The organism is Betaproteobacteria bacterium (assembly GCA_016194905.1).
In the GTDB taxonomy this organism is placed as follows: Bacteria; Pseudomonadota; Gammaproteobacteria; order Burkholderiales; family JACQAP01; genus JACQAP01.
Genome location: JACQAP010000020.1, coordinates 80,823 through 105,260, shown reverse-complemented (window position 1 = coordinate 105,260; position 24,438 = coordinate 80,823). Strand labels below are relative to the sequence as shown.

The window sequence follows — 24,438 nt, the reverse complement described above, 5'->3', positions numbered from 1 at the left end:
CTACACCGGACCTATGTCTGCCGCCGGGTACTGCCCCGGGATAGTTCACTTTGAGTCGGTCTCGGTTTCAGTGGGCGAGGCCGCAATGGTTCCGTCATTGGTTGACGTATCAATGGTCGCCGTATCGGTTGACTGATCCGTCACAGCCGCCGGCTCGCTCGTGCCGGCGGACGAGTCGGCGGATGCCGTCGCAGTCTCCTCCTCCGCAATTGCGGCCGTGGTCAGCCATCCGAATACCAGGGAAACCAATACTGATGCGAGTTTTCGTTTCACAGCAGACCCCCTTTGCGTGATTGATGGAAGATGCTCGAGTCTTGGACGGCGAACGGCGCGCGCCGGTTCGGCCTTCGACTTGTCGCCACCAACGCATCGCAACGAACATGCCAAGCATCGGTATTCGCGCAATCAAGCGCTTAGGAAAACCGGACAGATTGGCAGCGGCCGGCGATGGTGCGCGGGACGGTTTGCCGCACCAAGGAGGCGCGAAACCTTCACCGCAGAGCGCCGTGTCTGGCGGCGCTTGACCTGCGTCGCCCGACGAGATCATTATTCGCCGCCGCGCCCGTTGCAGCCCCGATGCCGGCGAAAGACGGCTCAATTTTCCGAGGCCGCTCTGCCCACAGAATAAAAATGGACCAAACGCCATCCTCCCGGTTCCAGCGGCTCAAGCTTTACTACGAACGCCACGAACCTGCTTTCGACATTGCGGCTTTCGCCGGGGGCTTCGTTTTCGATATTGCGATGCTCGATCGCATCGACGCCTGGTCCACGATCGTCCAGCAAGCAGCGTATCTCCTGCTCATCGCTGTGATCCTGCTGCAGATGTTCTTCTCGGAAGGCGGACCTGCTCCCGATACCGGCGCGATGCCCACCCTGAAGCGCTGGTATTACGCGTACCGCACCGCCCTCGTCCACTTTCTACTGGGCACGTTGCTCAACCTGTATACGCTGTTCTTCTTCAAGAGCGCCTCACTCTTCGTATCGTTCGCCTTCATGCTGGTGCTGGCGGCCCTGCTGGTGGCCAACGAATCCAGTCGACTGAAGGCGCAACTCGGACTGTCGCTCAAGTTCGCCCTGTTCAGCCTTTGCCTGCTGTCGTTCTCGGCCAACATCGTTCCGGTGTTCGTGGGATCGATCGGGCTGTTCGTCTTCCTGCTATCGATGCTGGCGGGCTGCCTGCCGCTGGCCGTGATCAACCGGCGCATCCGCATTCACGCGCCCGAAAGGACACAGCAGGCAAGGCAGCAGATCCTCGTGCCGTTCGGCCTGGTGCTGATCGGCTTCCTGTCGCTCTATGTATTCAGGCTGATCCCGCCCGTGCCGCTGTCCATTCCCTTCATCGGCGTCTATCACAACGTCGAGCGCAGTGAGGATACGTTCAGGCTCAGTCACGAGCGGCCGTTCTGGCGCATCTGGCACCACGGCGACCAGAAATTCCTCGCGCAGCCCGGCGACAAAATTTATGTGTTCTTCCGCGTCTTCTCTCCCGCGCGCTTTTCCGACCAGGTATTGATGCGCTGGTACTGGAAGGACAACACGGGGAGCTGGAAACTGCAGGATTCCATTCCCATCAAGATACTCGGGGGACGCGAAAAGGGTTTCCGCGGCTACGGCATGAAATCCAACTATCAGCCCGGCGACTGGAAATTGCAGGTGGAAACCACAGACGAACGCGAGATCGGGCGGGTCTACTTCGATGTCGCCATCGCGCCCGAGGCGACGCGCAACTTCGAATCCGATATCGAATAGCGCGCCGGCTAGCGCATGCGACCGCGCCAGTTTCCGGGTGCACTGCGCCCGTAGCGATAGACCAGCCAGCCACCCAGCAGTCCGCCCAGGTGCGCAAAATGGGCGACGCCCGCTTGCGTTCCCGTGACACCGAGCACCAGTTCCAGCACCGCGTAGAGCAGCACGAATACGCGTGCCGGCATGGGAATCGGCGGAATCAGCGGCACGATGGTGCGATTCGGAAAAACCAGAGCGTAGGCCAGCAGAATCCCGAACACGCCCGCGGACGCACCGACAACGAGTCCGCCACCGGGACCAAACAGGCCGCTGACCAACAACTGCACCACTGCGCCGCTCACGACGCTGGCAAAGTAAGCCATGGCCACGCGGCGTACGCCCCAGACCCGCTCCAGCTCGCCGCCGAACATCCACAACGCGAACATGTTGAATGCAAGATGGGTCAGGCCGCCGTGCAGAAAACTGTAGGTCACGAGTTGCCACGGCGTCAGGAGCGGAAGGCTCGCCAGGCCGGCGCCGTCGCCCGGCCAGAGGGCGAACCATTGAATCAGAGCATGCCCCATCTGCACATCCAGGAGATAGACCACGACGTTGGCGATGATGAGGGCTTGCGTGAATGCAGGCATGGGGTTCCTTGTTTTTCGCGGCGGGTTCGACCAGCCCAGCGGGAAATCGTTTGCATGTTACGCTTCGGCACCGTCGAAACGTTCGGCTCACTTTAATTGAATCCCGCCCGTCAATAAATGAAGGCGTACATATGAAAAACAAGTTCGCCCTGTCGATTATCCTGCTGTCGCTGCTCGCCCCTGCTCTTGCTGCGGCGCCCTATCAGCGCCCCGCCGGCATAGCCGACGAGAAGGAACCCCTTATCGTGGCGGGCTATCGTGCGCTGTTTACCTGTTCGGCGCACTTCTTCGCCGGTCGTCCGCTGGACGACATCAAAACGGTCGAACTGGTCGACGTCGGAGGGCTCGGCTACCCCGATCCGGTCATCGACGAGCAGCGCAGACTCGTGACGGCGACCGACATTTCGGGCGAGATCGTCCGCGTCGCCGCCTTTCGCGACACCATGGGCTGTACGGTGCTGCCGCCGCACTGGCAGATCGGCGACATCCCGCGCTTGCCGAATGTCCAGTACTCGCCCCCGCCCGATGTCGGTAACCTGCCATTTCCCGGCGGCGATCGCGTCGATCTTCCCGCGAGCGGCCTCGACGCACGCCATCGCACACTGGCGCCCATTCTGGATCGCGCCTTCGACGGCAAGAGTTACGGGGAGAGCGCCGGGGTCGTCACGACCGCCGTCATCATCGTGAAGAACGGCAAGATCGTCGCCGAGCGCTACCGTCCCGGATTCGGCGTTCACTCGGGTTATCGCACCTGGTCAACGGCGAAGAGCATCTCGGCGGCGCTGCTCGCCATCGCTGCGAAGCAGGGCCTGCTGGATCTGGACGCGCCGGTGAACATTCCCGAATGGAATTATCCGGGCGATCCGCGGCGGGCCATCACGCACAAGCAGCTTCTGTGGATGTCCAGCGGGCTCTTCAGCGGCGGTCCGAATACTTACGCGGTCTACTTCGGCGGGGAGGATGTGATCAGCGCAGTGACGACCACGCCGCTGGAAGTGGCGCCGGGCACGCGCTGGAAGTATGCGAACAACGACACGCTGCTGCTGCTGCGGGCGTTGCGCCATCGGCTCGCGGATGATCTGAAATACCTGCGTTTCCCTTACGATGAGCTGCTGCATCCGCTCGGCATGTATCACACGCGCATGGAGATCGATCATCTCGGGAATTTCGTCGGCTCGAGCCAGACCTACACCACAGCCCGCGATTTGACGCGCTTCGGCCTGCTGCTCTCGAACGATGGCGTGTGGAATGGCAAAAGATTGCTGCCGGAAGGCTGGGTGAAATTTTCCAGCACGCCTGCGCCCACGCGGCCGCCGGTCGCTGGACAATGGGGCTACGGCGCGCAGTTCTGGCTGCTCGATCAGATGCCGGGCGTGCCATCGGGAACCTTCACGACCGCCGGCAACAAGGGGCAGTTCGTGACGATCGTTCCCGGCCGCGATCTGGTGATCGTGCGCACCGGCGTCGATCCGGACGGAAAGCGCTGGGCCCAGGACCAGCTCGTCGCAGCCGTCGTCGCAGCGCTCGGCAAATAAGCCCGCGCCCGCCCCGGCCCCTGGCGCCTGGCGCCTGGCATACGAATCGAACCCAACCTTCTGTTACTTTACGCCCTCTCCACGTCGAGGCACACCCGCTTGAACAAGATCCAGGAAAGCCTGCGCACACTTTCGCCCGCCGTACTGAAGGGCATCCGTCGCGGTATCGAGAAGGAAAGCCTGCGCGTGCGTCCCGAGGGCAAGCTCGCCATGACCTCGCACCCGTTGACGCTCGGCTCGGCGCTTACCCATCCGCACATCACCACCGACTTTAGCGAGTCGCAGCTCGAGCTGATCACCGGCGTGCACACCGGCGTAGAGTCCTGCCTCGAGGAACTCACCCGGATCCATCAGGTCGTCTATCGCGCGCTCGGCGACGAGATGATGTGGTGCGCGAGCATGCCCTGCGGACTGCCCGCGGACGATGCCATCCCGATCGGCCGCTATGGTCGCTCCAACGTCAGCCGCATGAAGACGGTGTACCGCACCGGACTGTCGCACCGTTACGGCCGGCGCATGCAGATGATTTCCGGCATTCACTACAATTTCTCGCTGCCCGACATCGTCTGGCCGATACCGGGTGTCGGCGAGCCGAACGAAGCGTACTTCGCGCTCATCCGCAACTTCCGGCGCAATGCGTGGCTCCTGTTCTACCTGTTCGGCGCATCGCCTGCGGTGTGCGCAAGCTTCGTCGAAGGCCGCAAGCACGAGCTGCGCGAGTTTGGCCGCGGCACGTTCCATCTGCCTCACGCCACGTCGCTGCGCATGGGGCGGCTCGGCTACCACAGCGATGCGCAGTCCGCGCTCGCAGTGAGCTACAACAACCTGGAAAACTACGGCGCCTCGCTTTACGACGCGCTCACCCAACCCTACCCGCCCTACGAGACGATCGGCATCCGCGACGGCGATGACTACCGCCAGCTCGCCACCAGCCTGCTGCAGATCGAGAACGAGTTCTACGGCAAGGTCCGGGCGAAGCGCGTCATCCGTCCGGGCGAGCGGCCGCTGCACGCATTGCGCGAGCGCGGCGTCGAATACGTCGAAGTACGCCTGATGGATCTCGATCCGTTCCGTGCGATCGGCATAGGCGCGGCCACGATCCGGCTGCTCGACGTGTTCCTGCTGCATTGCCTGCTCGAAGAGAGCCCCGCCGACACCCCCGAGGAAATCGCCGCCATCGGGCGCAACCAGAACCGTGTCGCCGCTCGCGGGCGCGAGCCCGGCCTGCGGCTCGAAAGGCATGGAAAGAAAGTGGGTCTGTTCGAATGGGGTCGGCAACTGATGGTCGAATGCGAGCCGATCGCCGCGGCGCTCGATGCCGCGCACGGGGGCACTGCGTATTGCGACGCGCTCGCGGCTGCCGTCGCCGCGCTGAACGATCCCGATTCCGTCCCTTCCGCCCGCGTGCTCAGGGAAATACGGGAGCGCCACGACAGCTCCTACATCCGCTTCACCGTCGCGCAGTCGCTGCGCCACGCTGCCGACATCAAGCGATTGCCGCTTCCCGCTGAAGTGGAGGAACGATTTGCCCAGTTGGCGAAGGAGTCGCTCGAGGAACAACGAAACATTGAAGTGTCCGATAGCCTGCCTTTCGAGATCTACCGGCAGCAATATCTGGCGCCCGAACGGCTGAACGCGGTTCCGATTCAGCGGAAAAGCTGAGCGGACAGGGTAGCGAATTCGCCCGGAGTGCCTCTTTTTCGTTTTCGCCCGTCCTCGCATTTGTCCGGATATTTTTTTAGAATCGCGAAACACGGAATCTCTTACTGCAGGAACACCCATGAAACTCTGGATTTTCGATTCCCGGGCACCCACGGACGATATCGAGGCGGGATGCCGGGCCGCGACCGCACTGATCGAGAAGCGCGGGCTCAGCGTCGAGCGGGCCTACGACGCCGTGATGAAGCGCAGCAGCCGTGCGCGCTTCGACCAGCGCGCCGCAAAAGCCTGGGACGACGCCGAGGACGAGGCGTTGCGCGTGACCTATCACGGCGCGGAGCCCGACGATGAACCGGTGCTCGGGCCGGCCAAAACACCCGAGCGGCATTCTTAGCTCATGTCGGTGTCCCCAACGGGGACCCCGACCGTCTTCTTTATTTGACGATTTCGAGCAGCTCGACTTCGAAGAGAAGAGTAGCGCCGGGCTTGATGGCGGGCGGTGATCCGCGATCCCCATAAGCGATGTCGGCCGGGCACACCAGGCGGGCCTTGCCACCGACCTTGATCTCCTGCACGCCCTCGGTCCAGCACTTGATCACGTTACCGAGCGGAAACGTGGCCGGCTGACCGCGCTGAATGGAGCTGTCAAACACCGTTCCATTTACCAGGGTTCCCTGATAGTGGACCTTGACCGTGTCAGAGGCTTTGGGCGACGGCCCCTTGCCTTCTTGCAGCGTGGTCACGATGGCGCCTGATGCGGTCTTCCTGGCACCGGGTTCCGCGGCGGCCTTCGCGAGAAATGCGGCACTGCCCTTCTTTTCCTTTTCCGCGACAATCGCGGCACGCGCCTTGACCAATTGCTGCACCTTTGGCTTGACGCTCTGCGCTTCGACCTTCAGCGGGCGCTTGAGGATGCCATCGGAGAGGCCGGATTTCACGATTTCCAGATCGGACTCGCTCAGCGAGAATTCGGCCAGGGATTCGCTGATCGCAACGCCGAGGGCGTAAAGGGCTTTCTGCTCGTCGTTCGCAAGATCCGCAGCTTGCGCGGCGGAAAATCCGATGCCGAGCAAAACCGGCAGGCAGAGCACAATGGTTCGCATCACAAAGCCGCTCCTAAAAAACCGCGATACTACCCTATCGCGGATTTCCCGGCTGCATGTCCGACGCGTCACGAATCACTGGTGTAGCAGCCTGGGCAGGAATAGCGCCACGTCCGGCAGAAAGAGCACGACGAGCAGGCCCGCGATTTGCAGCGCGATGAACGGCAGCACCGAGACGAAAATGTGGTTGAGGCTGATGTCCGGCGGCGCCACGGATTTCAGTCAGAAAAAAATCCGGACATCAATGCCGCGTTATCTTTTGATGTTCAATCCCGCGAAAACGAAGTTCGCATAGGCAGCGCGGCCGCTGCTATCGATTGCATGCCCATTGGCCTTGCACCAGGCAGCCAGTTCACCGGGCTTTATATTCATTTGAGTGGGGGATACGCCGCCTGCGCGAAGCTCGCCAAGCTGCTGGTTGTAGGTTTTCAGAAAGACTTTGTAGTCATTCGGCATGCCATCCCCGTCGACACAAACCGCACGAAACTCGGCGTAGTCCTCCCGTGATATGAACCCGATAACTGCTGGTGCTTTAGCCATGACTAGCCTCCATGTGGCCCCAGTATCGATTTAGGGTCACGGGTTTGTAAAGAAAAAACGCGCCGGCTCGATCCTCGACTCTTCACGAGCTGCAGGACAACATCGAGCACCCTGCCCGGTTACGCGCCCAATCGGGCCGGCGCTGCGCAAACTGCTCGCGGCCGGGCTGATCCTCGTAGGGACGACGCAACACGTCGAGTAGTTCGTGGATCCCCGCATCGTCGCCCTGTTCGGCACGGTCGATCGCCTGCTGCGCCAGATAATTGCGCAGAACGTAGCGCGGATTGGCGGCATGCATGCGCGAACGGCGTTCCACGGCCAGCATCCCGTCGCGCCGCACACGCGCGGCGTAGCGCAGCAGCCAGTCGTCGAATCCCGGCTCGGCTCGCCGCTGCTTCGCCTCGTCATAGAAGGCATGGCTGAACGGCGCAAGGTTCGGCGAATTGAAATCGATGTCGCTCAGCGCGCGGAAGAACAAAGTCATGTCGACCTCCGCTTCCTGCAGCAACGCCTGCAGTGCCTGCATGAGTTCCTCGTCTTCATCCAGACATTCGGCCAGGCCGAGTTTTGCTGCAATGTTGCCGCGATCTGTCGCAGTAAAAACGTCCACATAACGCTGCAGACCGGCGTGCAGCGGGTCGACGGAGGCATAGGCCGGCACCAGTGCGTTGGCGAGCTGCCCCAGATTCCAGTACGCGATCTGCGCCTGCTGGCCGAAGCGGTAGCGGCGCCCGTGCGCGTCGGTCGTATTCGGTGTCCAGTCGAAATCGAAATCATCGATCCAGCCATACGGGCCGTAGTCGATGGTCAGGCCGAGGATCGACATGTTGTCGGTGTTCATCACGCCGTGCACGAAACCGACCCGCATCCAGTGCGCAACCATGCGGGCGGTACGCTCGCAGACCTGTGTGAACCACTCCGCGCGCACCTGCTCGCCCGGTTGCCCGGCCTGCCCGCGACCGCTCCTGTCGGAAATCAACTCCGGGAAATCGCGTCGGATCGTAAAGGCGATCAGCTTGTTCAGGAGGTCGACGTCGTCGCGCGACGTCGGCAGTTCGAAGTTGCCGAAACGAATGAACGACGGCGCCACCCGGCACACGATCGCGCCCGCTTCGGACCGGGGATGGCCGTCGTAGAACATGTCCCGCACGACCGGTTCGCCGGTCGCCACCAGGCTCAAGGCACGCGTCGTCGGCACGCCGAGGTGATGCATTGCCTCGCTGCACAGGAATTCGCGTATCGACGAGCGCAGCACGGCGCGGCCGTCGGCCGTGCGCGAATACGGCGTCGGACCCGCGCCCTTCAACTGCAGCTCCCAGCGTTCGCCTTTCGCATTGATCGTTTCGCCCAGCGTGATGGCGCGGCCGTCGCCGAGCTGGCCTGCCCAGTTGCCGAACTGATGTCCGCCATAGTTGGCAGCATACGGTTGCATGCCATCGAGCAATGCGTTGCCGCCGAATACCTGCGCAAAGGCCGGCGATTCGATATCGGCCGGATCGATGTCCAGCATCGCGGCCACCTCGTGCGAATACGCAATCAGTCGTGGCGCGGCCACCGGCGTGGGTTCCACGCGCGAATACAATGCCCCGTGCACCTGTCGCCGTCCCGGCCCGGTCGTCGGGTCCGCAGGCAGTTCGCGCACGAACGCATTGTCGAAGCTGAGGGATTGCATCAGGCGATACTCGGAAAGTTGGACCGATCAGATCGGCAATGGATTCCGGTATTGTAAGTCCAGAACACCGCAATGCATGCGCAGGACACCCATCCCCCTTCGCGGGCCGGGCTGATTGAGCTAGAGTCGAATAAAACCCATCGGGACACTATGGAAACCATCCAGATTCAGTTGAAAGACGAGCATGTCCGGCTGTGCGATCTGCTCAAGCTGGCGGGCATTGCCGATAGCGGCGGGCAGGGCAAGCACATGGTCGCCGAAGGTAAGGTCACGGTGGACGGCCGGCCGGAAAGCCGCAAGACCGCAAAGATTCACGCCGGGCAGACGGTGGAGTGCCGCGGCGTCAAAGTATTCGTAACGACAAAGCGAAGCCCGCGCCAGGAGTAAAGAATATGGAATCCCGCCTCGCGGAAATTGAAGCAAAGCTGAGTTTTTCCGAGGAATTGCTGGAAGCGCTGAACCAAACCATTTATCGCCAGCAACAACAGATCGACCAACTCCAGATGGAACTGCGCACCTTGCGCGAGCAGGTGCGGACCGCGCTCCCGGCGGAGCCCCGCAATCTGCGCGACGAAACGCCGCCGCACACCTAGCGCCGGCGGGTCTTCTCCGGCTAGCGGGCCAACATGCGCGGGAATTCCCCGCTGTCCATCAGCCACTGCGGCCCCGCCCACCAGAACTCCTTTCACGAATACCATACGATATGCACCGACGTTTTGAAAGGATGCCATCCCGCGCGCAGCCTGTCCGATGCGCGCCGATAAGGAAAGCCCATGGCTGCCGAGCTATTCGACTACGCTGAACTGCTTCGCCCCGATCTGCCGCCGGCCACCGCCAGGTGGACCGACTTTCCGAAATACAATTTCGTCGGCGGCCACAACGATGCCGACAGCGTCCCGGTCGAGGGCCTGATCGCGGCCGCAACCACGGTGCTGAAACGCGAGGGCAGGACCCTGTCCACGTATGGACTCCAGAGCGGCCCTCTCGGTTATCGCCCGTTGCGCGAATTCATCGCCCGCAAGCTCGCCAACGATGCCGGCATCGCCTGTTCGCCCGACGAGATCCTGATTACGTCGGGCTCGTTGCAAGGCCTCGATCTCGTCAATCAGGTGCTGCTGTCGCCGGGCGACACGGTCATCGTCGAGCAAATGACTTATGGCGGTGCCATTACGCGGTTGAAGCGCCTGGGCGTGAATATCGTCGGTGTCGAGGTCGATCACGACGGCCTGAGCAGTGACGGGCTGAAGACGGCGCTCGATGATCTCAAGCGCCGCGGCATCAGGCCGAAGTACATCTACACGATCCCGACGGTGCAAAACCCGACCGCCACCGTGATGAGCGAGGCACGGCGGACCGAGATACTCGGGCTCTCCGTGGATTACGGCGCGCCGGTCTTCGAAGACGAGTGTTACGCGGATCTGGTGTGGGAAGGCACGCGTCCGCGAGCGCTGCGCGGCATGGTGAGCGACGACCGCGTCATCCACATCGGCTCGTTCTCGAAGTCGATCGCGCCGGCGCTGCGGATCGGTTATCTCGTCACCGGCTGGCCGCTGATGAGCCGCATTCTCGGTATCAAGAGCGATGGCGGGTCGGGTGCCCTCGAGCAGATGATCCTCGCGGAATACTGTCAAGACCATTTCGAGTCTCACGTGCGGGCGCTGAGGAAAACCCTGCGCCGCAAGCTTGATGTGATGATCGAGGCGCTTCGCACACAGTTCGGGGCGGCAGCCAAGTTCGACGATCCGGCGGGCGGCATTTTCCTCTGGGTGACGTTACCGGATGGCGTCGACACGACTCGCCTGACGCAACTGGCGCTGCAGTCGGGCGTGGCGATCAACCCCGGTGCCGAATGGATGATCGATGCCGGCGCGGGACAGACCCGGCTGCGCCTTTGCTTCGCCCATCCCTCGGAGCAGGGCATCCGTGAGGGCGTCGCCAGGCTCGCCGAGGTATGTCATCGCGAGTTCGCTGTCCCGGCCCGCAGCGCGAAGGCACACAGATAGTCGCGGGAAGTTGAAGCTTCAGCTATCCCCATAAACCGGAATGGCCGCCCCATGAATGACTTTGGCATCGTCGCTGCACAGGAACAGGATGACGCGCGCGATGTCCTCGGGCTTCGGCCAGATCGCAAAGTCCGCCTTGGGCATTGCCTTCCGGTTGACCTCCGTATCGATGATGCTGGGAAGAATCGAGTTCACCCGCACCCCGCTACCCTTCAGATCCGCGGCCAGGGAATCCAGCAGCGCCAACGCCGCGGCTTTTGAAGCAGCGTACGCGGCCACGCCGGCAGGGTGATCGAGTGCCGCCTTGGCGGCAATGTTCACGATCGCCCCGCGTCCCTGTTTCAGCATCGCCGGTACCACTGCACGCGACAACGCGTAACCCGGGCGCAGATTCAGCGCCAGCATCTGATCGAGGACCTTGGTCTGCAAATCCCACAGTGGTACACCGCCGGCGTAACCGCCGACTGTATTCACCAAAGCGTCCAGCTTCCCGTGTTCCGCGAGAATCTTCCCGACGAGCTGGTTCACTGAAGTTTCGTCGGTGACATCGGTAGCGTGGCCCACCAGCCGTGAGCCCTTCGCGCCCGCTGCTTGTTTCAAGGCGTCGAATTCTTCTAGTTTGCGATAGGTGACCGTCACCTTGGCGCCTTCCTGCAGGAACGCCAGGCTCACCGCGCGTCCCAATCCGCCGGTACCGCCGGCCACCAGTGCCACCTTGCCCGAGAATCTCTCACTCATTTCGTCGTTTCTCACTTTCGTTCAAGGTCGGCGCGGTTCCATTCTGCGAGAGCAGCCGCCAGGTCGTATGTACTCTCGAGAAATGCGGCGAGTTCCTTTTCGGGCGATGCCGCGGTCCGTACTGCTTCATACGGCAGCATGAACTCGGAAAGGTCTTTGCTGTAAAACGCAGCCGCCGGACGGACCGGAGCGTCCTTGAAGCCCTCGGGTTCGGGTGCCGCATAGGCGTAGAACGCCGGTTGCTGAATCGCACCGCTGCCCGGCCAGAAGCCGTGACTGATGACTTCGTGCGAATATGCTTCAGCAGTGATCGAGTCGGCGCCGGCGCGCTGCGGCGCCCGTTGGCCGGAGAAACGCGTCACGGCGAGATCGAAGCTTCCCCAGAAAAAATGTACCGGGCTGCATTTTCCGACAAAGTCGCAGCGGAAACGCTCGAACACCGGTTTCATCGCGACCAGGGCTCGCCAGAAGGCGCTTGCATACGCCCGGTCGTACGACCGGTGCATCGTGTCCGCTTCGAAGCGGATCGGATCCGGAATTTCGACCGGCATCGTCCAGATCCTCGCGTCGAGACCCATCCGGCCCAGCGTCTCCATCACCAGGCGGTAGAAGTCGGCCACCGTGCGCGGCTCGAGCGCAATCGTTTCCGTGCGGCCGTCCGAACACTGAAAGACGAGTTCATGGCTGACGAAGTCGAAGGTGATCGTCAGCGAGTGGTCGCCCGCCGTCAGCGACGGTGTCGCGAGCCCGCGCGACGTGACCTGAAACGCGACATTCCAGAAATGATTGGTGCGCGGCGTGAGAGCGAGACAGAGTTTGCCCACGATCTGCGTCCACATGTGCAGCGTCGCGTACGTATCTCGCCATGCGTCGAGCGGCAATGCCGGCCATGCCTTGTCCGTCACGGAGATCATAGCCATTCGTGACCTTTCGTTGTTATGAGGTTCATTTATACCCGCCTTGGCTGTCCGGCTTTTCCGATGCCTTCTGCTCCATCGCCAGTTCGGCCTGCAGACTGTGAAGGTCGCGGTAGATCGTCGCCACAGCGAGCGTGCGATTGCCGCGCTTGTAAGTCACGGCGCAATCTTTTGCGTCGAGCGAACCATCGATCTCGACGGCATCCCAGTTTTCCGCGTGGCCGACATAGTTGATGGCGAGATCGTAGTGCTGGCTCCAGAAAAACGGCACTGCGTCGAAGCGCACGCGTTGGCCGAGTATATTCTTTGCCGCCACCTGGCCCTGGCGTTCGGCCACCACCCAATGCTCGACGCGAATGCGATCGCCGGAATGCGGATCGGGCCACCGTGCAATGTCGCCGGCGGCGAATACCCCCGACGCGCTGGTTTCGAGATATTCGTTGACCACAATGCCACGGTCGATGGCCAGGCCGGCTTGCTCGCCCAGGGCGATCGAGGGCCGCACGCCCACGCCGAGGACGATGAAATCCGCATCGAGCACAGTCGCATCGCTCAACGTTGCCCGGCGTCCGTCCACGCGGCTGACGGTCTGTCCCAGATGAAAGACCACCCCGTGAGCCTCGTGCAACTTGCGGATGAAGCCGCCCACCTCCGGTCCCATGACGCGTTCCAGGGGCATCTTATCAGGCGCGACGACATGCACTTCGATCTCGCGTGCGCGCAGCGAGGCGGCGACTTCGAGACCGATGAAACTTGCGCCAACGACGACCATGCGCTTCGCGTTTGCGGCCCTGGCGACAATCGCCCGGGCATCTGCGAATGTGCGCAGATAATGGACCTGGGAATCCGCCGCGCCGGGGATCGGCAATCGCACCGGGTCGGCGCCGGTCGTGATCAGCAAGGCCCCAAATCCGTAGGTCTTGCCGTTCTCGAGTTGCACGCGTTTCAGTTTCAAGTCGAGCGATGACACACGCGAATTGAGCACGAGGTCGATGCGCCGCTCGGTGTAATACTCCGGCGGTCGCAGTGGAATCCAATCCTCTTGCGCCGTGCCCGCGAGATAGTCCTTGGACAGATTCGGCCGGTCGCAAGGCGGCGAGTCGTCCGCGCTGATCAGGGTCACACCCCCCTCGTAGCCTTCGCGACGAAGCATGTCCGCGGCGGCCAATCCGGCGGCACCACCCCCGACAATGACGACCGGGGCCGGGGTGCCGCCCGAATTCGTATGTGGCCGCGCGTTACCCGGGCCCGGCTCGGCGATTTTCTCCCGGACGAAGGCCGTATTGCCCACCCGCTCGACCCGCCAGCAGGCGATCGGATCCAGCGCAGGCGCACGCAGCGCCTCGCCGGTGCGCAGGCTGAAACAGGCGTGATGCCATGGACAACGCAGCGTGTCGCCGGCGATCAGGCCGTCCGCGAGCGGCGCGTGGTAATGCGTGCAGTGCGCACCCACCGCGAAAAATTCGTCGCCTCGCCGCGCCAGGATCACGTCTTCTTCATCGACGCGCCCGACAACCATCCCACCATCCACGAGACTGTCGAGCGAAACGCCGTTTTTCAGATCCGGTTTTGAAGTGTCTTCCACGTCCGCCATGAAGTCCTCCCAGCGAGATCATTGCATGAGAACCGCTGCGAGCAAGATACCGCGCTCGGGCAACTCTGTCGCGACCCTATCCGGCATCGGCGCCTCCGGCGCCGGGCGCACGACACTCACGCCGCGAGCGCGGGCTTGCGGTCGAACCAGGGGCGTGCCGCTTCGAGCTGGGCACCGAGGCGAATCAATGTCGCCTCGTCGCCGAAACGCCCGACGAGCTGGACCGCCAGCGGCAACCCGCCCGCACTCTGATCGAGTGGCAGCATGAGTCCGGGCTGGCCCGTAAGGTTGAACCACACCGTGAACGGCGAGAAGGTGAATACACGGTGCCAGTACTCGTTCACGTCGTTCATCATCATGTCGAGCCAGCCGAGCTTCGCGGCGGGCGAACTCAGCCCCGGCGTCAGCAGCACATCCCAATCCGCATGGAACGCGGCCATCTGACGTCCGAGGCGATGCGCCGTTTGCGTGGCGCGAACGTAATCCGGTGCGCTGATGTTCTCTCCCATTTTCGCGGTCAGCCAGGTGATACGCTCCACTTCGCCCTCGCGCGCCGGCCGGCCGGCCGTCGGATGGCCGGCGAGGTTCACGACGGTATTCGCCGATGCGAGCGTAAGAAAGGTCGGCACGACCGCCGCCCGATCGATCTCGGGATCACGCTCCTCGACGTGATGGCCGAGATCGGCGCAGAGCTTCACTGTCTTGGCGAGCAGTCGCAGGCATTCCGGATCGACTTTAGCACCGTTCGGCGCCGCGGCGGTCCACGCGATTTTCAGTTTGCCCGGATTCGTGCCGGCTTCCTTCAGATAGGAGCCCGCGGGCAGCGGCGCGACGTACGGATCTCCCGGCCCTGCTCCGCGCGTCGCGTCGAGCAACGCGGCGCTGTCGCGGATGCTGAGCGTCACGGCGTGCTCGGTCGACACGCCGCCGAGGCCCTCGCCGGAAAACGGTGCAAACGTGTTGCGGCTGCGCGTCGGCTTCAATCCGACCAGTCCGCAACACGCTGCGGGCGCGCGGATCGAGCCGAACCCGTCGGAAGCATGCGCCATCGGCAGCATGCGCGACGCGACAGCCGCAGCGGCGCCGCCGCTCGAACCTCCCGAGATGTACGCGACGTTCCACGGATTGCGAGTCGGGCCATGGAGCTGCGGTTCGCATGTCAGCGAAAGCCCGAGCTCGCAGGTGTTGGTTCGTCCGAAGATGACGAGCCCTGCGCGCTTCAGCCGCTTCACATGTTCGCTGTCTGCCGGGGACGGCGGCGTATCGACAAAGAACCGGGAGCCTCGCGTCATGCGCACACCCGCGACCGGCGAGGTGAGATCCTTCATGAGGAAGGGCACGCCGCGGAACGGCCCGTCGGGAAGCCCGTCGGCGATCGCTTTCCTGCCGTAGTCGTAGAGCTTCATGGTCACGGCGTTGACCGCCGGATTGCGCGCCTCGACGCGCCCGATCGCGGCCTCGAGGAGTTCGTCCGGCGTCACTTCCTTGCACCGAACCAGATCGGCCAGTCCCAGCGCGTCGTATTGTTCGTACTCGGCGAATCCGCTCATCGCGTTTCCTCCCGGAAAGACGGACTTTATCAAAATGGGAGTGAGTGCTGAGTGCCGGGAGAAAAGCAGTTGCTGGCACTCTAATTCTCCCGCCGCAGGCATTCGCGGCATTGCTTTCAGGCTGCGGATCGTTGCCGGGAAGGAACGGATAATTCGCTCAGCGCGCGATGCACGAACTGAATGCAGATCGATCCCTCGCCGACCGCGGAAGCAATGCGCTTGACGCTGCCGGAGCGCACGTCGCCCACGGCGAACACGGCCGGCAGAGTCGTCTCCATCAGGTAAGGTGATCGCGGCAGCGGCCATTGCGCGGCCGTCAGATCCTCGGCATGCAGGTCGGCTCCCGTGCGTACGAAGCCCTTGTCGTCGAGACTCACGCAGCCTTGCATCCAGTCGGTGTTAGGCACGGCGCCTGTCATGAGAAAGACGTGACCGATCTCGCGCATTTCCACGTTGTCGCTCGAAGCGCTGCGCCAGCCGACTCTCTCGAGCCGGTCCGCTCCCTCGAGCGCCACGATCTCCGTGCGCACGTGCAAGGTGATGTTCGGATTTTCTTCGATGCGCCGGATCAGGTAGCGGGACATGCTTTCGGCCAGACCATCGGAGCGAACCAGAATATGGACGTGGCGGCAACTGCTGGCCAGGAACACCGCGGCCTGCCCCGCGGAGTTGCCTCCACCCACGATGACGATTTCCTCGCCGTCGCAGAGCCTCGCTTCCAGGTGGGTGGCGGCATAGTAGACGCCCGTACCGATGAATCGCTGCAGGTTTTCGATCTTCAACTCGCGGTACTTCGCGCCGGTTGCGATGACGATAGCGCTAGCGAGCAAAACCCGCCCATCCGACAACTCGAGCTGGTAAGGCCGGCGCTCGCAGTAGAGCTGCTTTGCCTGGCAGGCAACGTTCACGTGGGCGCCGAATTTTTGCGATTGCACCAGCGCGCGACCGGCCAGCGCCTGGCCGGAAATCCCGGTGGGGAAACCCAGGTAGTTCTCGATTTTCGAACTCGATCCGGCTTGCCCGCCGGGCGCAGTCGTTTCCACGACGAGTACATCCAGTCCCTCCGAAGCCGCATAAACAGCGGCCGCCAGTCCTGCCGGGCCGGCGCCGACCACGACCAGATCATGAATCGTCGTATCGTCGATCGTGGGATTCATCTCCAGATATTCGGCAACCTCGTGAAGGCTGGGATTCTTTAACACCCGTCCGCCGCGGCCGATGACGACGGGAATATCCTCCACGGTGAGATGGAAACGCTCGAGCAAGGCCTCCACGCCGGGATCGCTGTCGATGTCGATATTCACGTAGGGAAAGGAGTTACGCGTCAGGAATTCCCTGACCCGGAGCGTGCCCGCCGAATGGCGCGACCCGAGCAGCACCACCTCGCTTTGCCCGGATGCCAGCAATCCCATGCGGCGCAGAATGAAGGCGCGCATGAAGATCTCGCTCAGCTCGGCGTCCGTCTGCACGACGTTGCGCAGATTCTCTTCGCTGATCGCCAGCACCGCTCCGCTTTCGCGAACGCGGATACGCGTGAAACCGGCGACGCCGCGCAGCGTGCTCATCTCGCCGGAAAAATCACCCGGCATCAGCAGCGTTACCAATTGCTCGCCGAGCATCCCGGGAAGGAGAACCTCGAGGCTGCCGGACAGGACAACCAAGAGCTTGTGCTCGCGGTCCTCCGGTTCGATCAGCACGTCACCTTCGCGCGTCTCGATGCGTTGACCATGCGTTTCCAGGCGTTCGATCTGCCGTGACGTGAGCTTGGGAAACATCTGTTCGCGACGCTTTTCGAGAAGATCGTTCGCCATCGTGCGGCTCCTGCATCGGTGACACGGGTTGTTGGAAACGGGGGGTGACGAAACTGCGATTCTCGCCAATCATCTCGCCGGCATTGCCAATGTAGCACCACTCCAGTTTTCATTCGCCGCGAAGAACCGCGGCGAATGAAGCGTATGATTCCGACTTACCGATTCCGGCTGACGCGTAGCCGACAGTCGAGCCCTGCGAATCTGGACCCGAGGCGAGGAGCACCCCGGACTGCAAGCGGTTCAGCTTTCCAGCTTCGCATCCATCGTGATCTTGGCCTTCAACAACTTCGACACCGGGCAGCCGGCCTTGGCCTTGGCCGCGATTTCCTGGAACTGCGCTGCGCTCGCGCCGGGAATTTTCGCCGTTACGGTCAGGTGGCTCGCGGTGATCTCGAAGCCGTCGCCGATCTTGTCGAGCGTGACGTCGGCATGCGTCTCGATTTTCTCCGGGGTCAGGCCCGCCGTGCCCAGCATCAGGGAAAACGCCATCGAAAAGCAGCCCGCATGCGCGGCGCCGATCAGTTCTTCCGGATTGGTGCCTTTGCCGCCTTCGAAGCGCGATTTGAAACCATAAGGCGCTTCCCTGAGCACGCCGGTCTCGGTGGAAATCGTGCCACCACCTTCCTTGATACCGCCCTTCCACACTGCCCATGCCTTCCTGACCATGATTGCTCCTTTAGGTTGGTAAGAGTCGAACCGACTCTGATAGAAGATTCTGTCATGGGCTTGAAGTTCCCCGGCCATGGGCCGCACGGTGTTGAGGTGCTGGACAATGCTTCCGCATTTTTGGACGTTTCCTCTTTCGAGAGGCACCAGGCCACGGCGCAGATCGTCAATGGTATGGTTTGTCCAGGAAGCGGGCAAAACCGGATCTCCGCCTACTTCTCGAACTCCAGCGCCTGCCTGTGGCGTTGACGTGCCGCTCCTTCCTTCACCACATCGTCGATTTCGCGAATGACGCTGTTTACGCCGACGGGATCTTCACTGCGCACAAAGCAACCGGTCAGCGCGACATCGGGCTGAAGCGCGCCGCTTTCGTAGATCGACCAGATTTCCTTGCCGTAGTCGGTGGTTCGAAGTTCCGGAGCGAAGCGGCCGAAGTAAGCGGTCAGGTTGTCGACGTCCCGCTCCAGCATGGCCTCGGCGCCGTTGTTGCCCGCGGCGTCGACGGCCTGCGGCAGATCGATGACGACCGGCCCGTCGCTGCCGACGAGCACGTTGTATTCGGACAGATCACCGTGGACGACGCCGGCGCAGAGCATGCGTACGACCTGCATGATCAGCGTGTGATGATATTCGCGGGCCTGCTCCGGTGTCAGCGCAAGATCGTTGAGCCTCGGCGCGGCATGGCCGTTGTCGTCTTTCACCAGCTCCATCAGCAGCACGCCATCCAGAAAATTATACGGCTGCGGAACGCGCACGCCGGCAGCCGCGAGACGGCGCAAGGCGTCGACTTCGGCGTGCTGCCAAGCCTCCTCCTGCTCCTTTCGCCCGTAGCGGGAGCCCTTCTCCATGGCACGGGCACGGCGGCTGTTCTTGACCTTGCGGCCTTGGGTGTACTGAACGGCCTGGCGGAAGCTGCGCTGGTTGGCCTCCTTGTACACCTTTGCGCAGCGAATCTCTTCCCCGCAGCGCACGACGTAGACCACCGCTTCCTTGTCGCTCATGAGCTGGCCGATGACCTCGTCGACGAGGCCTTCATCGACGGGCGGCCGGGTTCTTTTCGGGGTTTTGATGGGCGCCTTTCTACGCTGCCTGTGCGCTTAACGAGGTGTCGGATGACCTACAAATGAAATAACGCCGGCCGGCTTGCAGAATGCTGCGGTCGACGGGATGTCCACAACTTCCGCAACTGTACAGGCTTGGCCCGGTTTCGGGCGCTTGAAGTTCGCATTCCTTTTGATACACTAATGTCTGGCAACTTTGAAAGGAGGTGATCCCGTGAGAGACAACCAAGGCAGCACCGGTCGGCAGCACTCTGGAACTGGATCAACCGCAGGGTTCAGGAGTCTGGCTGGCAACTAGGCCGGAATGCCTGGCAGTAAAAACGCCCCGTTCGCGAAAGCGACCGGGGCGTTTCATTTTCGGGTCTTCATCTACGGGCTCAAGAAACCGGTTTTTATGCCGTTTCACAATCGATGAAAAAGCGGCTTCTTCCCCTCGGGATCAAGAATCCCATCAAAACAGAACTTCCCGCGCTGGTCGGGCTGGAAGCCATCGGCAAACCCTGGTTCCGTGAAAGTCATCGCTCCGATCTCCTGGCGATAGGGCTGGTATCGCAAAGCCTGGCCCCCGAGGGGAGTTATATCCGCGTAGTCGCCAGTGAACTCATATCGGCCCTCCGAGCCGCGGAACTGAAGATCGACGAGATTCGGCCCCTGGTCATCGATATCAGCGCATGGCTGCAGGTGCAGCCCAATGGCCGCGTCGATGCGGCAATCGCCACCTTGCTGCAGCCGCAACGCCGACGCGCAACGTAAAAGGCGGCTCGTTCCCGGAAAACCGGGCACCGATTACGCTGGCGACGAAGACAGGTCCCGGCTTGACATAACTCACGGCGTCCGCCAGCCCGGCGACCATCGTGAGAGCGCGAAAGAGCGGCCGCGCGTGCGGGAACCAGCACTTATCCTCCCATCATCCTGGAACAACCTCTCGAAGAGCGAACTTGGCGCCCGCCGCGCAAGGCTGGCAAGATGTGACATGAGAGTCTGCGCAAGCATGCAACGCCGCTGCGATAAAGACGCCATATTCGACAATCCGTTCACGAGAACAAGCATGAGCGCCTATCCGGAAGATATCTACACCGAGCCGGCCGACCAGGACGGCGATACGCTGAAGAATCTCGGCCCCCTGTCCGGCATGGCGGGAATCTGGATGGGGGAGCGTGGCCTGGACGTCAAGCCCAAGGCTGACGGCCCGAGAAAGCAGGCATTCTTCGAACGGATCGAGCTCCAGCCGATCGATCCGGTGACCAACGGGCCGCAGTTGTTCTATGGCCTGCGCTACCACACCTATATAGTGAAACCCGGTCTGACCAAGCTGTACCACGACCAGGTGGGATACTGGCTGTGGGAGCCGGCAACCGGCACGGTGATCCAGTCGCTCGCGATCCCGCGCGGCCAGATCGCGATGGCGGTCGGCAAGGCCAGTGCGGATGCGAAAAGTTTCGAACTGGTCGCGACCCGCGGAACCGAAACGTACGGCATCTGCTCGAACCCGTTTCTCGAGCATGCATTCAAGACCGTCGAATACCGGATCAAAGTCGACATCAACGCCGATGGCACCTGGTCCTACGACGAGGACACCGTGCTGATGATCCGCGGCCAGACCGAACCTTTTCACCACACGGATCGCAATACGCTGACCAGGATCGGCGCGCCCACACCAAATCCGCTCGCCGCGAAATAGCGCCTGCGCGCTGAGGTCTCCTCGGTGATGAACCCCATGCGCTTCATCCGCTCGAATGGCGCCGGGTAAAAAAGAAACGGGCCTCGAACTTGTCGTATCGACAGTTCAAGGCCCGCTTGGACTTTATTGCAACCGTGAATAAGTTCGGGACTAAAACGCCACGAACTACTTCCCGGGGATTACGAACGGCCGAGTACGTTGTTGACGTTCGAACTTCCGGTGCCGATTGCAACGGCGGTGGGACCGGGTTCGATGGTAGACCCGGCGGGGACTGCTTCAGCGGGACGGGTTACAACGGGGCCGGCGATTCTCACGTTCGGAACGCCTGCGCGACCGTAGACGTTGGCCACGTTATCGATCTGTGTGATCTTCACGCCAGTTTCTGCAAAAGCGCCGGTCGCCGTCGCGGCAAACGCCGCAGCAAGAGCCAGGTAAGAAACTTTCATTTTCAAATCCTTTCATTCTTCGAATGCTTTTGATGCAAATTGTCGCAGGATGCTTCATTGAACAGCGTCCAGCGGCACCGAGGACTGGAAACTTCCTTCCACCGTCCATGGCTTGCAAGATAGGCGTTGCCGCAGATTGCTTATTGAATGCGCTTGCGGAAGTTTTGTACGTTCGGAACCCGTGTGTCCGGTGGGGGGAATTGCGGGCACAGCCTGACCCGCAGTGGTTTCGAATTCAGCAGCACAACCCAAAGCAACGGGCAGCTATGCAGGCTTGAGCCGTTTCTTCCGCACGACGCGCTTTTTCCGCGCGACAGTCTTCGTTCCGCAGATCAGTTGCATCGCCGCGTCCGCGGTCGCTCTCAGCGAGGCGCGCGAATCGCCGGCGCGGGAGCGGATTGCGAGCGTGTGCAAAACGGCGGAGGCGATCCTGGCGAGTACGGCCGGATCGGCCGCCGCATCCAGTTCGCCTTGTGCCTGGGCATGCCGCAGGCGCGCTTCCAATGCGCGGTCGAACTCGCGCAAGCCCTCCGCGAGCTTCGATCGTATCTCCGCATCACCCACGGCCTCGGTCGCGGCGGTGCCGATCAGGAAACAGCCGCGCGCCATTCCCTTCTCCGGCATGTAAAGCGACAGAGCCCCGTCGTAGACGCGCATCAGCACCTCTTGCAGCGGCCGGTCGAAATCCAGGGCTTCTTCCATGCCCCTGCGCCCGCGCGCGATGTAGCCCTCGAGCGTCGTCAGGTACAAGGCGCGCTTGTCTCCGAACGCACCATACAGACTGGGCCGGTTCATGCCGGTCATCGCGCTCAGATCATCGAGCGACGTGCCCGAGAAGCCGGTTCGCCAGAACGCACGCGTCGCCTGCGCGAGCGCCTGCTCCGTATCGTAGGCGCGCGGCCGACCGCGGCGCTTCTTCTCTTCTTGTTGTGCCATTTTGCCTTTTTGTACCATTCTGCCTAAAACTCGTTGACGCGGGTTATTTATGTGCAATATAGTACAAAAACACCAAACCGTGGAGGAATTGACGATGAACCTGTACTTCGCCCCGCTCGCGTGCTCGCTCGCCACGCGAATTGCGTTGTACGAAGCCGGCGCGGAAGCCCAATACACCTACGTCAACATGAAGACGAAGCGCCTCGCCGATGGATCGAACTTCTTCGACATCACCCCGATGGGACAGGTGGTCGTGCTGCGCACGGACGATGGCGTTCTACTCACCGAGAATGCAGCAGTACTGCAGTACGTCGCCGACCGCTTTCCCGCCGCGAAGCTCGCGCCAGCCGAGGGCCTGGAACGCGCCCGACTCCAGGAATGGCTCGGATTCATCGGAACGGAACTGCAGAAGGCCGTCTTCGTTCCACTGTTGGACCCCAAGGCGCCCGAGGGTGCGAAAGTTTATGCGCGCGAAAAGGCCGCGCTGCGCCTTGGGGTCCTGGAACGCCACCTCTCGGCAAACGAGTTCCTGCTCGATCGCTTTAGCGTGGCCGACGCGTATCTGGCGACCGTGCTGAACTGGGCGGCGTCGAGCGGGGTAAATCTGGCCGACTGGCCCGCGGTCAGTGCCTACCACCAGCGGATGCTAAAGCGGCCAAGCGTCGCGAAGGCGGTCGGCGAGGAATGGGCGTTGTACCAGGAAGAGCAGAAAAGTCGCGCGAAGTCCTGATGTGGCTATTGAGCTTTACAGAATAGATGACAGTCTGGAAATCCTCGTGCTGTTTGCCCTCACCCGGGCTATGCCTCCCTCACCCTACCCTCTCCCGGAGGGAGAGGGTCCGTATGAATTGCGGAGAGAGAAGTGCATGCCCTTCTCCCTCAGGGAGAAGGAATGGGATGAGGGAATGTTTGTCTCTAATTTTGTAGGACTCAATAATTCGGGAGCAAGGCCATGAGTAATGCGAAAGAGCCGGTGTCGGCGACGGACAGCGCGACGGCAGAAGTGATCCGGCTGTTCAATGAGGCGTTTCATCGTCATGATGCGGCCGCCCTGACCAATCTGGTCGCGGAGGAATGCGTCGTCGAGAACTCGCAGCCTGCGCCGAATGGCTCGCGGCACGTGGGGCGCGAGGCATGCCTGGCTCTCTGGCAGGGAATTGCAACCACACCAGGCACACACTTCGAGGTCGAGGATATCTTCATCGCCGGGGAGCGGGCGATCGTCCGCTGGCGGTATCGATGGGGCGAAGGCGACAGCAATTCCGTGCGCGGCGTGAACCTGACGTGTGTGCGCGACAACCTCATCGTGGAGAGCCTGGGCTACGTCAAGGGCAAGTAATCAACGTGGTGGCACCCGCCGACCAACAAATCACCTCATGCTGGCGCTGTCTCTCATCTGACTGGGGCGATAACAGGCGCAGGCCCGTATAAATGCATCCATAATGCAGTTCTGCGCGCTGGGTGCTCTCCATTTACCTTCGGGCCAGACCCCGGTGTTCTACTGCGAGGTAACCGATGAGATTCTTGGCGATGAGATTCCTGGCGCTCCTGCTGCTGTCGATCTCCGCTTTCGCCGGCGAGATCGTCCTCGACAATGATTACGTCCGCGTCACGCGGGACGCAGCACCGTGCGCCCTGGCGCATGGTCCGGAATGCGCCGACCGCGTGATCGTGGCCCTTGGCGATATCGAACTGACCTCGGACGGTGCCCGACGAACGATGGCACGTGGCGACATCGCGGTCTTCGGGCCGGGGCAATCGTACGAACCGCCGAACGGCGGTTCTTTCTTCGAAGTAGCGATCAAGACAGATCACCCTCCGGGCCAGTCACCCGGCGAGCTTATCCCGCCGGAGAAAAACACGATCCGCTACGACGGTAAGGATTTTTTCGTCTTCGAAGAAAAACTCGCACCCGGCGATACCCGCGCGCGGCATAGCCACAGCCAGCGCGTCGTCATCCAGTTGAACCAGGCTCGTCTTCAGCAGTGGCCCGACGGCGAGCCGTCGAAGTTCGTGGAGACCATACCCGACCGTCCCGCCTTCAGCCCGCCGGTGATCCATATGGTCAAAAATGTAGGAGACACACCGCTTCTTGGAATCGTGATCGAGTTCAAGGCGGAGTGAAATGACGAATGCAATCTGCAAGCGTGGTGC

General features: G+C 62.1%; 27 protein-coding genes. 12 read left to right on the top strand and 15 right to left on the bottom strand.

The genetic code is table 11. The features are described from left to right. Positions 1 to 45 precede the first annotated feature (45 nt). A complete protein-coding gene (locus HY067_13965; protein MBI3529062.1) occupies positions 46 to 273 on the bottom strand; it encodes a hypothetical protein in 228 nt (75 codons plus the stop codon). Positions 274 to 630: 357 nt separating this feature from the next. Between HY067_13965 and HY067_13960 the strand changes: the two genes are divergently transcribed. Then, entirely contained in the window at positions 631 to 1,749 is a 1,119-nt protein-coding gene (locus HY067_13960; protein ID MBI3529061.1) for a DUF2914 domain-containing protein, read from the top strand. An 8-nt stretch (positions 1,750 to 1,757) separates the two neighbouring features. On the opposite strand, the gene HY067_13955 is transcribed toward HY067_13960, so the two are convergent. After that, positions 1,758 to 2,372, bottom strand: coding sequence for a rhomboid family intramembrane serine protease (locus tag HY067_13955; GenBank protein MBI3529060.1), 615 nt, complete (start codon positions 2,370 to 2,372; stop codon positions 1,758 to 1,760). 131 nt (positions 2,373 to 2,503) lie between these two features. Here HY067_13955 and HY067_13950 point away from each other — a divergent pair, with 131 nt between their 5' ends. The 3 genes from HY067_13950 to HY067_13940 all read left to right on the top strand — a co-directional run bounded on the left by HY067_13950 (position 2,504) and on the right by HY067_13940 (position 5,960). Further along, positions 2,504 to 3,907 carry a serine hydrolase gene (locus HY067_13950; protein ID MBI3529059.1) on the top strand — a complete coding sequence of 468 codons (1,404 nt, stop codon included), beginning with the start codon at positions 2,504 to 2,506 and terminating at the stop codon, positions 3,905 to 3,907. Between the two features lie 99 nt (positions 3,908 to 4,006). Next, positions 4,007 to 5,569 carry a glutamate--cysteine ligase gene (locus HY067_13945; GenBank protein MBI3529058.1) on the top strand — a complete coding sequence of 521 codons (1,563 nt, stop codon included), beginning with the start codon at positions 4,007 to 4,009 and terminating at the stop codon, positions 5,567 to 5,569. 118 nt (positions 5,570 to 5,687) lie between these two features. Next, positions 5,688 to 5,960, top strand: a complete 273-nt coding sequence (locus HY067_13940) for a hypothetical protein (protein ID MBI3529057.1) — start codon at positions 5,688 to 5,690, stop codon at positions 5,958 to 5,960. A gap of 40 nt (positions 5,961 to 6,000) precedes the next feature. On the opposite strand, the gene HY067_13935 is transcribed toward HY067_13940, so the two are convergent. The 4 genes from HY067_13935 to HY067_13920 all read right to left on the bottom strand — a co-directional run bounded on the left by HY067_13935 (position 6,001) and on the right by HY067_13920 (position 8,881). Further along, on the bottom strand, positions 6,001 to 6,669 hold the full coding sequence (locus HY067_13935; protein ID MBI3529056.1) for an FKBP-type peptidyl-prolyl cis-trans isomerase: 669 nt from the start codon (positions 6,667 to 6,669) through the stop codon (positions 6,001 to 6,003). A gap of 75 nt (positions 6,670 to 6,744) precedes the next feature. Further along, entirely contained in the window at positions 6,745 to 6,882 is a 138-nt protein-coding gene (locus HY067_13930; GenBank protein MBI3529055.1) for a hypothetical protein, read from the bottom strand. 39 nt (positions 6,883 to 6,921) lie between these two features. After that, the gene (locus HY067_13925) at positions 6,922 to 7,209 is read right to left on the bottom strand and encodes a hypothetical protein (protein MBI3529054.1); all 288 of its coding nucleotides are present in this window, start codon (positions 7,207 to 7,209) and stop codon (positions 6,922 to 6,924) included. A gap of 82 nt (positions 7,210 to 7,291) precedes the next feature. After that, positions 7,292 to 8,881 (bottom strand): YdiU family protein, encoded by a 1,590-nt coding sequence (locus tag HY067_13920; GenBank protein MBI3529053.1) that lies wholly within the window; start codon positions 8,879 to 8,881, stop codon positions 7,292 to 7,294. Between the two features lie 150 nt (positions 8,882 to 9,031). Here HY067_13920 and HY067_13915 point away from each other — a divergent pair, with 150 nt between their 5' ends. From HY067_13915 to HY067_13905, 3 genes are all read left to right on the top strand, one after another. Then, positions 9,032 to 9,268, top strand: coding sequence for an RNA-binding S4 domain-containing protein (locus HY067_13915; GenBank protein MBI3529052.1), 237 nt, complete (start codon positions 9,032 to 9,034; stop codon positions 9,266 to 9,268). Between the two features lie 5 nt (positions 9,269 to 9,273). Further along, positions 9,274 to 9,474, top strand: a complete 201-nt coding sequence (locus HY067_13910; GenBank protein ID MBI3529051.1) for a SlyX family protein — start codon at positions 9,274 to 9,276, stop codon at positions 9,472 to 9,474. A gap of 180 nt (positions 9,475 to 9,654) precedes the next feature. Further along, a complete protein-coding gene (locus tag HY067_13905) occupies positions 9,655 to 10,884 on the top strand; it encodes a PLP-dependent aminotransferase family protein (GenBank protein ID MBI3529050.1) in 1,230 nt (409 codons plus the stop codon). A gap of 18 nt (positions 10,885 to 10,902) precedes the next feature. Here HY067_13905 and HY067_13900 read toward each other — a convergent pair whose 3' ends face one another. The 7 genes from HY067_13900 to HY067_13870 form a co-directional block, all read right to left on the bottom strand. Further along, complete coding sequence (locus tag HY067_13900; protein MBI3529049.1) at positions 10,903 to 11,622, bottom strand: SDR family NAD(P)-dependent oxidoreductase; 720 nt, start codon at positions 11,620 to 11,622, stop codon at positions 10,903 to 10,905. Positions 11,623 to 11,633: 11 nt separating this feature from the next. Beyond that, positions 11,634 to 12,542, bottom strand: a complete 909-nt coding sequence (locus HY067_13895) for a hypothetical protein (GenBank protein MBI3529048.1) — start codon at positions 12,540 to 12,542, stop codon at positions 11,634 to 11,636. Positions 12,543 to 12,567: 25 nt separating this feature from the next. After that, complete coding sequence (locus HY067_13890; GenBank protein ID MBI3529047.1) at positions 12,568 to 14,133, bottom strand: FAD-dependent oxidoreductase; 1,566 nt, start codon at positions 14,131 to 14,133, stop codon at positions 12,568 to 12,570. Positions 14,134 to 14,249: 116 nt separating this feature from the next. Further along, entirely contained in the window at positions 14,250 to 15,683 is a 1,434-nt protein-coding gene (locus tag HY067_13885; GenBank protein MBI3529046.1) for an amidase, read from the bottom strand. Between the two features lie 116 nt (positions 15,684 to 15,799). Further along, positions 15,800 to 17,494, bottom strand: coding sequence for an FAD-dependent oxidoreductase (locus HY067_13880; GenBank protein ID MBI3529045.1), 1,695 nt, complete (start codon positions 17,492 to 17,494; stop codon positions 15,800 to 15,802). A 240-nt stretch (positions 17,495 to 17,734) separates the two neighbouring features. Further along, positions 17,735 to 18,160 (bottom strand): OsmC family protein, encoded by a 426-nt coding sequence (locus HY067_13875; protein ID MBI3529044.1) that lies wholly within the window; start codon positions 18,158 to 18,160, stop codon positions 17,735 to 17,737. A gap of 212 nt (positions 18,161 to 18,372) precedes the next feature. Further along, positions 18,373 to 19,230: a serine protein kinase RIO gene (locus HY067_13870; protein MBI3529043.1), complete on the bottom strand. Its 858-nt coding sequence runs from the start codon at positions 19,228 to 19,230 to the stop codon at positions 18,373 to 18,375. A 402-nt stretch (positions 19,231 to 19,632) separates the two neighbouring features. Here HY067_13870 and HY067_13865 point away from each other — a divergent pair, with 402 nt between their 5' ends. Together HY067_13865 and HY067_13860 are read left to right on the top strand one after the other, a co-directional pair. Then, complete coding sequence (locus tag HY067_13865) at positions 19,633 to 19,974, top strand: hypothetical protein (GenBank protein MBI3529042.1); 342 nt, start codon at positions 19,633 to 19,635, stop codon at positions 19,972 to 19,974. A 295-nt stretch (positions 19,975 to 20,269) separates the two neighbouring features. After that, on the top strand, positions 20,270 to 20,902 hold the full coding sequence (locus HY067_13860; protein ID MBI3529041.1) for an FABP family protein: 633 nt from the start codon (positions 20,270 to 20,272) through the stop codon (positions 20,900 to 20,902). A 179-nt stretch (positions 20,903 to 21,081) separates the two neighbouring features. Here HY067_13860 and HY067_13855 read toward each other — a convergent pair whose 3' ends face one another. Further along, the gene (locus tag HY067_13855; GenBank protein ID MBI3529040.1) at positions 21,082 to 21,348 is read right to left on the bottom strand and encodes a hypothetical protein; all 267 of its coding nucleotides are present in this window, start codon (positions 21,346 to 21,348) and stop codon (positions 21,082 to 21,084) included. Positions 21,349 to 21,612: 264 nt separating this feature from the next. Beyond that, entirely contained in the window at positions 21,613 to 22,284 is a 672-nt protein-coding gene (locus HY067_13850; GenBank protein ID MBI3529039.1) for a TetR/AcrR family transcriptional regulator, read from the bottom strand. A 94-nt stretch (positions 22,285 to 22,378) separates the two neighbouring features. Between HY067_13850 and HY067_13845 the strand changes: the two genes are divergently transcribed. The 3 genes from HY067_13845 to HY067_13835 all read left to right on the top strand — a co-directional run bounded on the left by HY067_13845 (position 22,379) and on the right by HY067_13835 (position 24,408). Next, positions 22,379 to 23,014 (top strand): glutathione S-transferase family protein, encoded by a 636-nt coding sequence (locus HY067_13845; protein MBI3529038.1) that lies wholly within the window; start codon positions 22,379 to 22,381, stop codon positions 23,012 to 23,014. Positions 23,015 to 23,236: 222 nt separating this feature from the next. Further along, the gene (locus tag HY067_13840) at positions 23,237 to 23,623 is read left to right on the top strand and encodes a nuclear transport factor 2 family protein (protein ID MBI3529037.1); all 387 of its coding nucleotides are present in this window, start codon (positions 23,237 to 23,239) and stop codon (positions 23,621 to 23,623) included. 191 nt (positions 23,624 to 23,814) lie between these two features. Next, entirely contained in the window at positions 23,815 to 24,408 is a 594-nt protein-coding gene (locus HY067_13835) for a hypothetical protein (protein MBI3529036.1), read from the top strand. The last annotated feature ends 30 nt before the right edge of the window (positions 24,409 to 24,438 follow it).

What these genes read in the sequence shown, in the direction of transcription:
- HY067_13960 (MBI3529061.1), top strand. Translation starts at nt 631, where the DNA reads ATGGACCAAACGCCATCCTCCCGGTTCCAGCGGCTCAAGCTTTACTAC.
- HY067_13955 (MBI3529060.1), bottom strand. Translation starts at nt 2,372, where the DNA reads ATGCCTGCATTCACGCAAGCCCTCATCATCGCCAACGTCGTGGTCTAT.
- HY067_13950 (MBI3529059.1), top strand. Translation starts at nt 2,504, where the DNA reads ATGAAAAACAAGTTCGCCCTGTCGATTATCCTGCTGTCGCTGCTCGCC.
- HY067_13940 (MBI3529057.1), top strand. Translation starts at nt 5,688, where the DNA reads ATGAAACTCTGGATTTTCGATTCCCGGGCACCCACGGACGATATCGAG.
- HY067_13935 (MBI3529056.1), bottom strand. Translation starts at nt 6,669, where the DNA reads ATGCGAACCATTGTGCTCTGCCTGCCGGTTTTGCTCGGCATCGGATTT.
- HY067_13925 (MBI3529054.1), bottom strand. Translation starts at nt 7,209, where the DNA reads ATGGCTAAAGCACCAGCAGTTATCGGGTTCATATCACGGGAGGACTAC.
- HY067_13920 (MBI3529053.1), bottom strand. Translation starts at nt 8,881, where the DNA reads ATGCAATCCCTCAGCTTCGACAATGCGTTCGTGCGCGAACTGCCTGCG.
- HY067_13915 (MBI3529052.1), top strand. Translation starts at nt 9,032, where the DNA reads ATGGAAACCATCCAGATTCAGTTGAAAGACGAGCATGTCCGGCTGTGC.
- HY067_13910 (MBI3529051.1), top strand. Translation starts at nt 9,274, where the DNA reads ATGGAATCCCGCCTCGCGGAAATTGAAGCAAAGCTGAGTTTTTCCGAG.
- HY067_13905 (MBI3529050.1), top strand. Translation starts at nt 9,655, where the DNA reads ATGGCTGCCGAGCTATTCGACTACGCTGAACTGCTTCGCCCCGATCTG.
- HY067_13900 (MBI3529049.1), bottom strand. Translation starts at nt 11,622, where the DNA reads ATGAGTGAGAGATTCTCGGGCAAGGTGGCACTGGTGGCCGGCGGTACC.
- HY067_13895 (MBI3529048.1), bottom strand. Translation starts at nt 12,542, where the DNA reads ATGGCTATGATCTCCGTGACGGACAAGGCATGGCCGGCATTGCCGCTC.
- HY067_13890 (MBI3529047.1), bottom strand. Translation starts at nt 14,133, where the DNA reads ATGGCGGACGTGGAAGACACTTCAAAACCGGATCTGAAAAACGGCGTT.
- HY067_13885 (MBI3529046.1), bottom strand. Translation starts at nt 15,683, where the DNA reads ATGAGCGGATTCGCCGAGTACGAACAATACGACGCGCTGGGACTGGCC.
- HY067_13880 (MBI3529045.1), bottom strand. Translation starts at nt 17,494, where the DNA reads ATGGCGAACGATCTTCTCGAAAAGCGTCGCGAACAGATGTTTCCCAAG.
- HY067_13875 (MBI3529044.1), bottom strand. Translation starts at nt 18,160, where the DNA reads ATGGTCAGGAAGGCATGGGCAGTGTGGAAGGGCGGTATCAAGGAAGGT.
- HY067_13865 (MBI3529042.1), top strand. Translation starts at nt 19,633, where the DNA reads ATGAAAAAGCGGCTTCTTCCCCTCGGGATCAAGAATCCCATCAAAACA.
- HY067_13860 (MBI3529041.1), top strand. Translation starts at nt 20,270, where the DNA reads ATGAGCGCCTATCCGGAAGATATCTACACCGAGCCGGCCGACCAGGAC.
- HY067_13855 (MBI3529040.1), bottom strand. Translation starts at nt 21,348, where the DNA reads ATGAAAGTTTCTTACCTGGCTCTTGCTGCGGCGTTTGCCGCGACGGCG.
- HY067_13850 (MBI3529039.1), bottom strand. Translation starts at nt 22,284, where the DNA reads ATGGCACAACAAGAAGAGAAGAAGCGCCGCGGTCGGCCGCGCGCCTAC.
- HY067_13845 (MBI3529038.1), top strand. Translation starts at nt 22,379, where the DNA reads ATGAACCTGTACTTCGCCCCGCTCGCGTGCTCGCTCGCCACGCGAATT.
- HY067_13840 (MBI3529037.1), top strand. Translation starts at nt 23,237, where the DNA reads ATGAGTAATGCGAAAGAGCCGGTGTCGGCGACGGACAGCGCGACGGCA.
- HY067_13835 (MBI3529036.1), top strand. Translation starts at nt 23,815, where the DNA reads ATGAGATTCCTGGCGCTCCTGCTGCTGTCGATCTCCGCTTTCGCCGGC.